Here is a 12,483-nt window from a genome sequence, read left to right as displayed (position 1 = left end):
TCACCCCGCGATCCGTACGGTCGTGTTCGCGCCCCAGATCGCGAGGCTCAGGAAGAAGTCCAGGACGTTGATGGCGACGATCGAGGTCCGCACCGCACGGCCGACCGCGACGCCGACGCCCGCCGGGCCGCCGCTCGCGTGGTAGCCGTGGTAGCAGTGCACCATGATGATCAGGACGGCGAAGACGATCACCTTGCCGAAGGACCAGAGGACGTCGACCGGGGGCAGGTACTGGTGGAAGTAGTGGTCGTACGTGCCCGTCGACTGGCCGTAGTAACCGGTCGTGATGGTGCGGGCGGCGAGATACGAGGACAGGAGCCCGATCACGTAGAGCGGGATCACCGCGACGAAACCGGCGATCATCCGCGTCGTCACCAGGAACGGCAGTGACGGGACGCCCATCACCTCCAGCGCGTCGGTCTCCTCGCTGATCCGCATCGCGCCGAGCTGCGCGGTGAAGCCGGCGCCGACTGTCGCGGACAGGGCGAGCCCGGCCACCAGCGGGGCGATCTCCCGGGTGTTGAAGTATGCCGACAGGAACGCCACGAAGTTGGAGGTGCCGAGCTGGTTGAGGGCCGCGTAGCCCTGGAGGCCGACCTCGGTTCCGGTGAAGAAGGAGAGGAAGGCGATCACGCCGACCGTGCCGCCGACGACGGCGAGGGCGCCTCGGCCGAAGCTCACCTCGGCGAGCAGCCGCAGGATCTCCTTCTTGTAGCGGCGCACGGTGCGACCCGACCAGGCCAGTGAGCGCCCGTAGAAGGAGAGCTGGGATCCGAGCTCTTCGAGAGAGTCCAGTGGACGGCTGAGAAGTCGCATCGGCTAACCCCTCTGGGGGACGACCTGGAAGTACACCGCGGTCATCACGAAGTTGGTCACGAACAGCAACATGAAGGTGATCACCACCGACTGGTTGACCGCGTCGCCCACGCCCTTCGGGCCGCCCTGCGCGGTCAGCCCCTTGTAGGAGGCGACGATCGCGGCGATCGCCCCGAACACCAGCGCCTTCAGCTCGGCCGCCCACAGGTCGTCCAGCTGGGCGAGGGTGGTGAAGGAGGCCAGGTAGGCACCGGGCGTGCCGTTCTGCAGGATGACGTTGAAGAAGTAGCCGCCCGCGACGCCGACGACCGACACCAGACCGTTGAGCAGCACGGCCACCACCATCGAGGCCAGCACGCGTGGCACCACCAGCCGGTGGATCGGGTCGATGCCGAGCACCTGCATCGCGTCGATCTCGTCCCGGATCTTGCGCGCCCCGAGGTCCGCGCAGATCGCCGTGCCTCCCGCGCCCGCGATCAGCAGCGCCGTGACGATCGGCGAGGCCTCGCGCAGCACCGCGAGCACGGACGCGGCCCCGGAGAAGGACTGGGCGCCGAGCTGCCGGGTCAGGCTGCCGATCTGGAGCGCGATGACCGCGCCGAAGGGGATGGACACAAGGGCGGTGGGCAGGATCGTGACACTCGCGACGAACCACGCCTGCTGGATGAACTCCCTTGCCTGGAAAGGCCGTCTAGGCAGGGCCCGGATGACGTCCAGGGCCATCGCGAACAGGTTGCCCGAGTGCCGTAGCGCACCGGTGGGAGACAGGCTCATGCGTCCGCCGCCTCCTTCCGCTGCTCGGCCTCCCGTGTCGCGATCGCCTTCCAGCGGGGCGGTCGGGTGATGCCGGGGCCCGGCAGCAGGCGGGGGGTCAGGGGCCTGCTGCCGGGAGTCTTGGTGGGTTCCTGGATCTGGGCGAGTTCCTGTTCGACCTGGGCCGCGTCCTTCTCCTCCGCCATGCCGATCGGCCCCTGCATCCGGCCGTTCAGGAACTGGCGGACGACGGGCTCGTCGCTGGTCAGCAGCTGCTCGCGGGGCCCGAACATCACCAACTCGCGCCGGAACAGCAGCCCGATGTTGTCCGGGACCTGGCGGGCGGAGGCGATGTCGTGGGTGACGATGAGGAAGGTCGCGTCGATCTGCGCGTTGAGGTCGACGATGAGCTGGTTGAGGTAGGCCACGCGCACCGGGTCGAGGCCGGAGTCCGGCTCGTCGAAGAGGATGATCTCCGGGTCCAGGACCAGCGCCCGGGCGAGCCCAGCGCGTTTGCGCATACCGCCGGAGATCTCCCCGGGCAGCTTGCCCTCGGCGCCGAGCAGCCCGACCATGTCCATCTTCTCGAGCACGATCCGCCGGATCTCGCTCTCCGACTTGCGGGTGTGCTCGCGCAGGGGGAACGCGATGTTGTCGTACAGGTTCATCGAGCCGAACAGCGCGCCGTCCTGGAACAGCACGCCGAACAGTTTCCGCACTTCGTACAGCTCGTGCTCGCGCAGCTTGGTGATGTCCCGTCCGGCCACCGTGACCGAGCCGCGGTCCGGCTTGAGCAGGCCGACGAGCGTTTTGAGGAACACCGATTTGCCCGTCCCGGAGGGGCCGAGCATGACCGAGACCTCCCCGGCGGGCAGCGTCAGTGAGACGTCCTGCCAGATGACCTGGTGACCGAAGGACTTGGTCAGCCCTTCCACACAGATCTCGACACCCATCCGGTCCCGCCCTTCGTCCGTGCCCTCGCCCGTGAGCAACTCCGACGACTGCTCTACGGGGAGGGGCGGGGCGTCCGTCGCGGCGGACCGGGATTTTTTCGGACGGGTTCGCGGGCCCTACGGCAGCTTCACGGGAGGCGTGCTCGGGGTGGGCTCGAAGAGCCGGGCGGACGGTACGGCGTCAGGGGCCGGGACCGGCGGCACCGACGGCGGCGAGGGGACGGCCGAAGCGACCGGCAGGTCCGGAAGCCGCGGAACCGTGGGAGCCGACAGGCTCGGAAGCGGGGCCGGCGGGACAGCCGGCAGGGGTGGCACGGACATCTTCGCCGACGACCCGCCGGCAGTGGGCTCGGCCGGCCGGGGCGCGCGGCCCGCCGGCCTGCGCGCGGCTTCGGGCGTCCCCGAGACCCGCATCCGGGCCGGGCTGTCCGACCGGATCGCCCCGGCGCCGGTGGACACCGCCGGCCGGGGCGCCGGGCCCTTCCCGCCCCCGTCCAGCGCGTACGGCAGCGCGAAGCCCGCCACCACCAGCGTCGCTGCCGTCGAGGCCGCCGCCACCGCCTGCGCCTTGCCGCCCGCGCGCGGCCGGCCGCGCCCCAGCAGGAACAGCACGAGGCCGAGCGTCCCGGCCAGCGAGGCGCGCAGCGTCCGCCGGGCGCGGGCCAGCAGGGACTCCACGGTCCGGTAGCTCAGCCCCATGCGCACAGCGACCTGGCCGACGTCCAGGTCCTCCGACTTCAGCCGGAGTGCCTCCGCCTGCCGGGCGGGCAGCTCACCGCTGCGCACGGCGAGCCACTTCGCCTCGGCCCGGTCGCACACCGCCTCCTCGACGGGTACCGGGCCCGGCGCGACGAGTGTGGGGCGGCTGCCCACCTCGGCCTCGCGGTTGACCTGCCGGTGTCGGTCGACGCACAGCCGCATCGTCACCGTCGTCAGCCAGGCGCCGAGCCGCTCGTCGTCGAGGTCCGGGCGCTCCGCGGCCCGCAGCATCGCTTCGTGAACGGCGTCCTCGGCGTCCTCCTGGTTCATGGATCGCCGCCGGGCCACCTTGAGCAGCTGCTCGCGATGGCTCCACATGCGCTGCCAACGCTCGTCGGTGGCCGCTGTGTCCGCAGGCATGTCCGTCGCCATGAGGGCCCCTTCGCACTCACCCGCCGGCTTGAGCTTCCGGCAGGTGGCGACATTACCGCCGGGTAGGGGCAGTTGTGGAGGGGGATGCGCCCATCGTGTTCCAGCCGTTGCCGGTGGTCAGCGGCCCCGCGTCGGGCAGCACACCGCCGCCGGGCAGCGTGAGGGTCGGTTCGGGGGCGGGAACCAGCGGCGTCCCGGACTGCTTCGGAAGGCCGGCCTTGGGGGACGGGCTGTCGGAGGGTGAGGCGGGTGGGGTCGACGGCGTGCGCGAAGGACCGGGGACCGGCTTCCGGTCGTCCGACGGCTTGGGCGGCGAGGGCTTCGGCCTCTTCGGCCGGCCCGACCGGGATCCGTCGGACGCGTCCGGCACCACGCGGTGTCCGGTCAGGTAGTACGCGTACCACCCCTTGACGGTGCGCAGGTAGGCGTCCGAGTGGTTGTAGCCCAGGATCGCCCGATCCAGGTCGGCGGGATTCGACAGGTCCCGGCCGCCCGCGCACAGGTAGCGGCCGGCGGCGAGCGCCGCGTCGTAGACATTGTTCGGATCAGTCCGGCCGTCGCCGTTGCCGTCCGCTCCCCAGCGGGCCCAGGTGGACGGGATGAACTGCATCGGGCCGACCGCGCGGTCGTACACCGCGTCCCCGTCGTACGCGCCGCCGTCGGTGTCCGCCACGACGGCGAAGGCGCCGCCGGTCAGCCGCGGGCCGAGGATGGGCGTCAGGGTCGTACCGTCCGGGGTCACCCGGCCGCCCCGTGCCTGCCCGGACTCCACCTGGCCGATCGCGGCCAGCAACTGCCAGCGCAGACGGCAGCGTGGCGCGCTGCGCGCCAGCTCCTCCTCGGCACGCCGGTACGCGGCGAACACGCTCACGGGCAGGGCGCCGCCGTCCGTCACTCCCTGTGCCGCGCCCTTCTTCCGCGTCCGCAGCGGGGGAAGACCGGTGCGGTACGGGGTGTCGCCGGACACGCTGAGGCCGTGCTCGGCGGCTGCCGCCCTCCGCGCGGGTTCCGCGGCATCGGCCGAGACCGCCCTCGGCGCCTGCGACGCGGTCAGCACGGCCATCGCCGCCGCCGCGATCGCCGTACCCCTGGCACCCCTCAGTGCCCCCTTGAGCGCACGCGCTGTCACTGTGCAGTCCCCTCCCTGGGTGAATCCGTCGTCTGCTCTACGCGGCCGGAGGGCAGGTCCGTCGTGCGGAACCGGGGGACCGGTCGGGCGCGTCTTCGGGAGCGGGGTACACATGCGTGTCCGCCGAGGTCTCACCAAGTGGTGGAACGCCACGGTGATGGTTCTTTTTCCGGTGTTGGTCAGACGGGAGCACTCGATCACGGCGGAGTGCGGGGGCAGGGCCGATTTGACCGCTGCGCATGGGCCGGCCCTGCCACCATCACCTACGGCCGGACCTGATGGGCGGTCAGAGGACGAGGAAGGACCCTGGTGCGCAGGGACAGGCGGGCCAGGCCGTGGTGGGTCAGTACGCGGTGCACGGTCGAGGGCACCAGGCGCAGCAGGTGTGCGATGCGGGCCGGTCCCCATCGGCGCAGCACGCGGACCTTGATGATGCGCCGCTCGGTGTGTCTCGCCGAGGATGGCGCGGTGAACGACAGCCGTAGGCGGCCACTGTGGAAGCGCGCGAACGAAAGCCGTAGGCGCCCGTGCTGGTGGCCCCGGTCGGTCCGTGCACGCTCCGCGCCGGCCACGGCAACCGCTGCCGCTGCCGCTGCCGCTGCCGCTGGGTCACAACGGGCAGGTGGCCTCTCCGGACGCGGAGGAGGCCACCTGTTCCTGTAACGGCATCGGCCTACTTGAACCAGTACCTCACGCCGTGGTGGCGGGAGCAGGTGCCCTGCGAGTGCCGCGAGTACGACACGGAGGCGTCCTTGCACTTCGCCGTCTCGTACTTGTCCTTCGGTTTCTGGTGGTGCGTCCACCCGCACGTGCCGGTGGTGTGGTGGATGCAGTGGTGTGCCGTGTTGGTGGACGGCAGTGTCGCCGCGGAAGCGGCCGGTGCGCTGAAGAAGACGCCGGCGACGGCGACCGCCACGGCGCAGGCAGCAAGACGTGCGCGCAAAGGAACCCCCCTTTGAAATCGAACAAGTGCAGCGGGAGTTTATAGCGGCTTCAACTTCCCGCCAGAGGGAAACTACATCTCTTTGCCATACCTGCGGCAGTCCCTGGATGAGGCCAGGTTTATTGGTCGATCGCGGCTGGCGTCGCGGCGCCGGTGATCGTGTGTGCCACCGGTCGGTGGGCAACCTGAGCGCGGCTTCAAGCCTTCTGCACACAAGACCACGCACAGGTGGCTCCTGGGACGACCGCCGCGGCTGCGGGAGTACGCGGAGGCCCGGCGGTGCCGGTGGGTTGCGACCCTTGGTCCTCGAAGCAGGCTCAGTCGTGGCGGCCGTCGTATCGCAGCGTCGGCCGGCGCAGGACTTCGCCGATCCAGTCGGCGGTGAGGGCCGCGAGCTCGTCGGCTGAGCCCTTCGCTTCACAGGCGACGATGTCGTCACGTTGGTCGGTCGGCGCGAGGCTGCCGATGTGCAGTTGGCTGCACAGCACCTCGTCACCCTCCACATCCGCGCCGATCGCGAGAAAATGGCTCCCCTGGCGGCTCAAGTCGACGACGAGACGCATCAGGTCCTGTTCTGCCGGTGCCCCGTCGTGGCCCGTTTCACCGGCGGGAAAGAACATGACGTACGTCGCATCGGGCGGGCACGGCCACCCCTCCGCACGTTCCCGCACCAGGCGCAGGACCTCGAGCTGGAATCCTCCGCACACCTCGTCCTCGTCGTCGAACTCGAACCATGGAGAGTCCACGCGCACCACCGTACAACGATGAGCAACAGCCACCTGGTCAGCTGCCCGGCCGCAGCCGCTCTCCGGCTTCCCTCCTGGGTCAGCCGCCGTCGTGGGCCCGGCTAGGCCCCATCCCCAGCAGGAAACCAGGTCACCACGTCGCTGCCACCGCTTCCTGCTGGTCCTTCGCGTCGGTCCGCACAGACACGGCCGCCTCCCATGTAATACGATATTCAACCGCCGAAGCCGAGGATCCGGGGAGGGCGTCCGTGGTGCTAGAGGTCGCCGGCGTCTCGCGCGAGGAGGAGGCCGCCTACCGGCTGCTCGTCACGTCCGGCCGGGCCACCGCACAGGACGTGGCTCAGCGTGCCGGTCTGCCCTACGCGGACGCCGTGCGGATTCTCGACGCACTGGCCTCCAAGGGCCTGGCGAGTCATACGGACGGCACACCCCGGGTGTTCCGGGCCGCTCCCCCGGACGTGGCACTGCTGCCCCGACTCAAGCGCAGTGCCGATGCGCTGGAGCTTGCCCGGTTCGAGGCCGCCCGTCTGGTCGAGTCCTACCGGGACACAATGCGCAGGCACGACGCAGGCCAGTTGCTCGAGGTCATCACCGGGGCAGAGGCCCTGCGTCAGCACCTGAGGCAGATCCAGGCCGGCGTGCAGGACGAGATGCTCTGGTTCTGCAAGGCCCAGTATGTGGCCATGCCGTCAGGCAGCAACGCCGAGGAGTTCCAGGCGCTGGGCCGGGGCGTACGCTACCGGGTGCTGTACGAAAAGGCGTTCTTCGACGACGAAGGAGCCGTGGACAACGTGGTGGCAGGCGTGCAGGCCGGGGAGGTCGCCCGGGCCGTGCCACACCTGCCGCTGCGCCTCGCGATCGCCGATCGATCCGTCGCCGTCTTCCCCCTCGTGGCGGGTGGGCCGCACGGCAGCCCGGAGGAGCCCACCACCGCACTGGTCAGGGACAGCAATCTGCTCGCGGCTCTGATCGCGCTGTTCGAGCGCTACTGGGAGGACGCGGTCCCCCTGAACGTCGACGGCGCCGGCGCCATCTCAGGGACGGACGGAGCCGGGCCGTCCGACGCCCTCTCCCCCACCGACCACAAGGTGTTGTCCCTGCTGGTGGCCGGAGTCGCCGACAAGGCGATCGCCTCACAGATCGGGCTTAGCCGGCGTACCGTCCAGCGCCGCATTCAGGGCATGATGGAGCGCGCCGGCGCGGCGACCCGCATGCAACTCGCCTGGCAGGCCGCACGCCGCGGATGGCTGTGAGCGGGCCGTTCGGGGGGAGCACGAGCCGCGGTCGCCACCGGTGATCGATGGGCGCCACCGCCCGAGTGCTTGCACAGCAGGTGGAGGACGAGCTCTTCCAGTGCTTCGGGGATCTCGTTCTTCAGGAGGCACAGCGGTACGGGTCTCCATCGCGAGGGTCGTACTGATCACGTGGCCTTGACGGGGAGAAACAGACCTAATTCGTGGCAATCACCGCCGTGCTGACAGTGTGGTGGCGGCGCGCAGGCGGCGGGTGTCGCAGTTGGAACATGTCGCAGTTGCGACACCCGAGGTCAGTGACAGGTTGAGCTTCATCAACGGATGCTTTCGCACAGCTTTTGCCCCTCCAGCTGTACGAGAGGTGTCTCACTGATGTCTAGAATCCGCCCAACGGCGGCTATATCAACGGGATTGTTGCTGGTCGCCGGAGCTGTGCCAGCCGCATTCGCTGGGCAATCGGCAGCCGCCGGGACCCCCGCTCATCCCGCTGCCGTATCGGGGACCGCCTCCGCGACCGTGCGACTGGTGACCGGCGACCGGGTGACCGTCACGACGCTGCCCGGTGGACGGCACACCGCGTCGGTGCAGCCCGGACCCGGGCGCGAGCACATCCCCTTCCATACGCTGGAGGGAGACGACAAGCAGTTGACCGTGATGCCGTTCGACGCCGAGGCGCTGGTGTCGGCCGGCACCCTGGACCGGCGGCTGTTCAATGTGACGGCGTTGATCGCCGAGGGGTACGACGAGGCGCACACCTCCGCGCTGCCCTTGATCGTCTCCTCTCAGCCGGAACCGTCGCGGGAGGGGGCCAGGGTCACCGCACAGGCAGCGAAGACAGCCTCGGCCACTGCCGACAGGCTGGTGGCCCTCAACACGGCCGGGACGACCCCCCGCAGACTGGACAGCATCCACGCGCGGTCGGTGCGGGTCTCCGGCCACGACCTGGGGAAGTTCTGGAAGACGCTCAACCCCCGCGGAGCGTCGGACACCGCCCGCACCGCGGTCACCCCGCGCATCTCGCTGGACGGCAAGGTGAAGGCCCTGCTGGACCGGAGCACCGCACAGATCAACGCCCCCACCGCCTGGAAGGCCGGCTACGAAGGCCAGGGCGTCAAGGTGGCCGTGCTGGACACCGGTGCCGATGCCGGTCACCCCGACCTCGCCGGCCGCATCGCGGAGGCCAAGGACTTCTCCGGCAGCGGGAACACCGACGACCACTTCGGCCACGGCACGCATGTCGCCTCGATCGTCGGCGGGACCGGTGCCGCGTCCAACGGCACCCGGCGCGGTGTCGCGCCCAAGGCCGACCTGCTCATCGGCAAGGTGCTGGACGACAACGGCTACGGCGACGAGTCGGGCATCATCGCCGGCATGGAGTGGGCGACCGCCGAGCACGCCAAAGTCGTCAACATGAGCCTCGGAGCGGACGAGCAGACCGACGGCACCGACCCGCTCAGCCAGGCCGTCGACAATCTGACCGCCTCCACCGGCACGCTCTTCGTCGTTGCGGCGGGCAATTCGGGGCCGGGCCAGTACACCGTCGGCACCCCGGGCGCAGCCGATGCCGCGCTGACCGTGGGCGCCGTCGACCGCGACGACTCCCTCGCCTCCTTCTCCAGCCGCGGCCCGCGCTTCGGCGACGACGCGGTCAAGCCCGACGTGACCGCCCCCGGCGTGGGCATCATCGCCGCGCGCGCGGCCGGCACCACCCTGGGCGACCCGATCGACGCCAACTACGTGGCGCTGTCCGGGACCTCCATGGCCACCCCGCACGTCGCCGGCGCCGCCGCGCTGTTGGCCCAGGAGCACCCGGACTGGACCGCCCAGCAGCTCAAGGACACCCTGATCAGCACCGCGCACACGGTGCCGGGCACCAAGGTGACCGAGCAGGGCGGCGGCCGCATCGACGTGGCCGCGGCCATGGGCCCGGTCACGGCCACCGGCTCGGTCACCCTCGCCCCGCTGACCACCGGTGGCACGCAGGAGCAGCCGCAGGCGACCCTTCACTACACCAACACCGGCGATCACCCGCTCACTCTCTCCCTGGCCGTCAACCTGGCCACCGAGACCGGGCACTCGATCCCCGACGGGGTGGTCAGCCTCGACTCCGGCACCGTGCAACTGGCCCCCGGTGCCACCGCCGACGTGCCGCTGCACACCGACGCGACGCACGCAGTCCGCGGGAAGTTCTACGGATACGTCACCGCGAAGTCCGCCGACGGCACCGTGCTCGCCCACACCACCGTCTCCCTCGTGGTGCACGCCCCCCAGCACCGGCTGACCGTGATCTACCGCGACCGCAACGGCCAGGTCGTGCCCGGCTCACTGCCGACCATCTGGGGCCCGGACGGGTTCGTGGACTACACGGACCGCGATGCCGGAGTCGCCGTCGTGGAAGAGGGCACGTACAACATCAACGCCGGTTTCTACGACCGGACCGATGACGGCGAAGAGGTCGGCCAGATCGTCGACCCCGAGGTGAAGGTCACCAAGGACATGACGGTGACACTGAACGCCGCCGACGCCACCGAGGTGAAGATCCGCACGCCGCGCCCCGCTGAGCAGCACGGCGTTCTCAGCACCAACTTCTACCGTCAGATCGACGGTCATGGCCTGCTCCAGGGCGCCATGTTCTTCGACACCGTCAAGCGGCTCTACGTCAGCCCCACTGCTCCGGTCACCGACGGTGCCTTCGAGTTCTCGTCGCGCTGGCAGATGACGGCACCGCAACTGCGGGCCAAGGTCTCGGGCAGCGCGCAGCAGTTCGCGCCGTACTATCAGGCGACCTCCCCGGTCTTCGGGGACCAGGGCGCGCGGCTGACCGCTGTGGCCGCCGGCCTGGCGGCGGCGCCCGACTTCCGCGGGACGCGCGGCAAGCTGGCCGTCGTGCGGGACGACAACTCCGCCTGGTTCGACCGACGGGCTCTCGCGCGGACCGCGGCGGCCGCGGGAGCCAAGGCGCTGCTTCTGGTGCAGCCCGAGGGTTTCTCCGACTGGACCCGGTGGCAGCCGAACGGTGACCGGATGGCCCTGCCCACCATGCAGACCTCCTGGAAGATCGGGACGGCCCTGCTGGACCGCATGGCGAAGGGCGCCACGACGGTGGAGTTCTCCGGCACGGTCCGCAGCGCGTACCTGTACGACGTGATGCAGGTCTCGAAGGGCTTCGTTCCCAAGCAGGTGGTCTACACCGTCTCGGATCGGAACAGCGCGGAGGTCCACAGTACGTACACCCGCACCGGTGCTGCGGGCTGGGAGAGCGAGCAGCGTTTCGCGTGGCGGCCGTTCCAGGACACCGCGTGGGACCAGTACAGCCGCTATGTTCCGGTGGGACAGGAACGCGTCGAGTTCGTGAGCGCCGGAGACACACTGTGGCAGCACGTCGTGCACCACAACGTCGTCTTCGACCCCGACTTCCCGCTCGGGGCCGGCATGCACGACGCACCGCACACCTACCAGCCCGGCCGGCGCGCCACAGAGCGGTGGTTCGGAGCAGTGATCCGCCCGTCGATCCCGCGCGGTGAGGTCCTGCCGTCGGTGCGCAACGGTGACACTCTGTCGGTGTACGTTCCGGACTTCAACGACTCCGGCGCCGACCACTGGTCGTTCGCGGAGAGCGACCCCTTCGGCGGAATCGGCGGCGGCGGCGTCGGCACGGCTTCCGTGAACGACACGTCCAAGGCAGTGCTGTACCGGAACGGCGAGCAGATCGCCACGTCCGACGACGGCGCGTGGGGCAATTTCGAGGTGCCCGCGGGCAACGCCGAATACCGGCTCGACCTCACCACAGCCCGCGTCTCGGACGACTGGCACTACGCCACCGGCACCCACACGTCCTGGACGTTCCACTCGGACACCGCGGCCGAAGGGACCCTGCTGCCGCTGCTCCAGCTCGACTACGCCGTTCCGGTCGACGCACAGAACGCGGTCGGCCCGGCGCGCACGCACGCCCTCGGCCTGACCGTCCGCATGCAGGACGGCATGGCAACCCCCCGCGGGGTGACGCTGAAGGCCGAGGCGTCGTACGACGACGGGAAGAGCTGGACCACCGCGCCGACCGCGCGGCACGGCGGTGAGGGCCAGTTCACCGCCACCGTGACACGGCCGTCGAGCGTGCACGGCGATGCCTACGTGACGCTGCGGGTCACCGCCACGGACGCCGCCGGCAACAGCGTCCAGCAGACCGTGGACCGCGCTTACCTGCACCACGGGACCGCATGAGCCGCCGGGGACGCTGACGCGGACCGATCCGGCTGGACCACGGCGGGTGCCAGGGCCTTTCGGGCCCTGGCACCCGCCGTGAGTACGGCGCTGTCGATGTCGGCGCGAACCGGAAGGCTGTGGCCTGTTCGAGCGAGTAACTCCCGCTCCTGATCGGTGAGTTCGTGGCGGTGCCCCCCGTGATCCACCATCAGGCGATCCTTGAAGACGGACTCCAGCGTCGAGGAAGTGGGCGACCACCCATGATCGCTCGCCATCGGACGCTGTCGGTACGGCAGACAGGGGCACAGGCCCGGACGGGCGACAGGCATTCTCATGCCTGCATCCGCACCTGCTCAGCGGCTCCAGCCGATCACTTACCACGCGCGGAGAGATACGCGAAGCGTCGGCGGGACAGAGGGCCTCGAAGCCGGAGGTGATCCGGAGGTGATCTGGAGGTGAAGGCGTCGGTGCAGCGCGCAGCCGTACCGACGCCCTGTGAGCTGCCTCACCCATCGCCGCCCGCCCCGCGCGCGAAGTGCCTGGCCAGCACCCTTCC

Annotated in this window: 9 protein-coding genes and 1 pseudogene; 2 read left to right on the top strand and 8 right to left on the bottom strand. The window is 70.3% G+C overall.

Going from position 1 to position 12,483, the window contains the following annotated elements; all coding sequences use genetic code 11:
- From ACFY2Z_RS16965 to ACFY2Z_RS16930, 8 genes and pseudogenes are all read right to left on the bottom strand, one after another.
- Positions 1 to 816, bottom strand: coding sequence for an MlaE family ABC transporter permease (locus ACFY2Z_RS16965; RefSeq protein ID WP_390744942.1), 816 nt, complete (start codon positions 814 to 816; stop codon positions 1 to 3).
- Positions 817 to 819: 3 nt separating this feature from the next.
- A complete protein-coding gene (locus tag ACFY2Z_RS16960) occupies positions 820 to 1,590 on the bottom strand; it encodes an MlaE family ABC transporter permease (protein ID WP_390744941.1) in 771 nt (256 codons plus the stop codon).
- A complete protein-coding gene (locus ACFY2Z_RS16955; protein ID WP_390744940.1) occupies positions 1,587 to 2,522 on the bottom strand; it encodes an ABC transporter ATP-binding protein in 936 nt (311 codons plus the stop codon). Before ACFY2Z_RS16955 ends, ACFY2Z_RS16960 begins: the two co-directional genes overlap by 4 nt.
- A gap of 117 nt (positions 2,523 to 2,639) precedes the next feature.
- The gene (locus ACFY2Z_RS16950; RefSeq protein ID WP_390744939.1) at positions 2,640 to 3,653 is read right to left on the bottom strand and encodes an RNA polymerase sigma factor; all 1,014 of its coding nucleotides are present in this window, start codon (positions 3,651 to 3,653) and stop codon (positions 2,640 to 2,642) included.
- 52 nt (positions 3,654 to 3,705) lie between these two features.
- Positions 3,706 to 4,716: a lytic transglycosylase domain-containing protein gene (locus tag ACFY2Z_RS16945; protein WP_390745108.1), complete on the bottom strand. Its 1,011-nt coding sequence runs from the start codon at positions 4,714 to 4,716 to the stop codon at positions 3,706 to 3,708.
- Between the two features lie 386 nt (positions 4,717 to 5,102).
- Positions 5,103 to 5,228: pseudogene (locus ACFY2Z_RS16940) on the bottom strand (IS481 family transposase); the annotation flags it as partial.
- Positions 5,229 to 5,455: 227 nt separating this feature from the next.
- Positions 5,456 to 5,725 (bottom strand): DUF3761 domain-containing protein, encoded by a 270-nt coding sequence (locus ACFY2Z_RS16935; protein WP_390744938.1) that lies wholly within the window; start codon positions 5,723 to 5,725, stop codon positions 5,456 to 5,458.
- A gap of 317 nt (positions 5,726 to 6,042) precedes the next feature.
- Positions 6,043 to 6,480: a hypothetical protein gene (locus ACFY2Z_RS16930; protein WP_390744937.1), complete on the bottom strand. Its 438-nt coding sequence runs from the start codon at positions 6,478 to 6,480 to the stop codon at positions 6,043 to 6,045.
- 239 nt (positions 6,481 to 6,719) lie between these two features.
- Between ACFY2Z_RS16930 and ACFY2Z_RS16925 the strand changes: the two genes are divergently transcribed.
- Both ACFY2Z_RS16925 and ACFY2Z_RS16920 read left to right on the top strand, forming a co-directional pair.
- Entirely contained in the window at positions 6,720 to 7,724 is a 1,005-nt protein-coding gene (locus ACFY2Z_RS16925) for a helix-turn-helix domain-containing protein (protein WP_390744936.1), read from the top strand.
- A gap of 372 nt (positions 7,725 to 8,096) precedes the next feature.
- Complete coding sequence (locus tag ACFY2Z_RS16920; protein WP_390744935.1) at positions 8,097 to 11,945, top strand: S8 family peptidase; 3,849 nt, start codon at positions 8,097 to 8,099, stop codon at positions 11,943 to 11,945.
- Positions 11,946 to 12,483: the final 538 nt, after the last annotated feature.

This window comes from Streptomyces sp. NPDC001222, assembly GCF_042896945.1.
GTDB classification, from domain to species: domain Bacteria; phylum Actinomycetota; class Actinomycetes; order Streptomycetales; family Streptomycetaceae; genus Streptomyces; species Streptomyces gibsoniae.
The sequence above is the reverse complement of the archived record's forward strand: the minus strand, read 5'-3'. Positions and strand labels throughout refer to the sequence as shown.

What these genes read in the sequence shown, in the direction of transcription:
- ACFY2Z_RS16945 (WP_390745108.1), bottom strand. Translation starts at nt 4,716, where the DNA reads ATGGCCGTGCTGACCGCGTCGCAGGCGCCGAGGGCGGTCTCGGCCGAT.
- ACFY2Z_RS16920 (WP_390744935.1), top strand. Translation starts at nt 8,097, where the DNA reads ATGTCTAGAATCCGCCCAACGGCGGCTATATCAACGGGATTGTTGCTG.
- ACFY2Z_RS16960 (WP_390744941.1), bottom strand. Translation starts at nt 1,590, where the DNA reads ATGAGCCTGTCTCCCACCGGTGCGCTACGGCACTCGGGCAACCTGTTC.
- ACFY2Z_RS16965 (WP_390744942.1), bottom strand. Translation starts at nt 816, where the DNA reads ATGCGACTTCTCAGCCGTCCACTGGACTCTCTCGAAGAGCTCGGATCC.
- ACFY2Z_RS16955 (WP_390744940.1), bottom strand. Translation starts at nt 2,522, where the DNA reads ATGGGTGTCGAGATCTGTGTGGAAGGGCTGACCAAGTCCTTCGGTCAC.
- ACFY2Z_RS16950 (WP_390744939.1), bottom strand. Translation starts at nt 3,653, where the DNA reads ATGGCGACGGACATGCCTGCGGACACAGCGGCCACCGACGAGCGTTGG.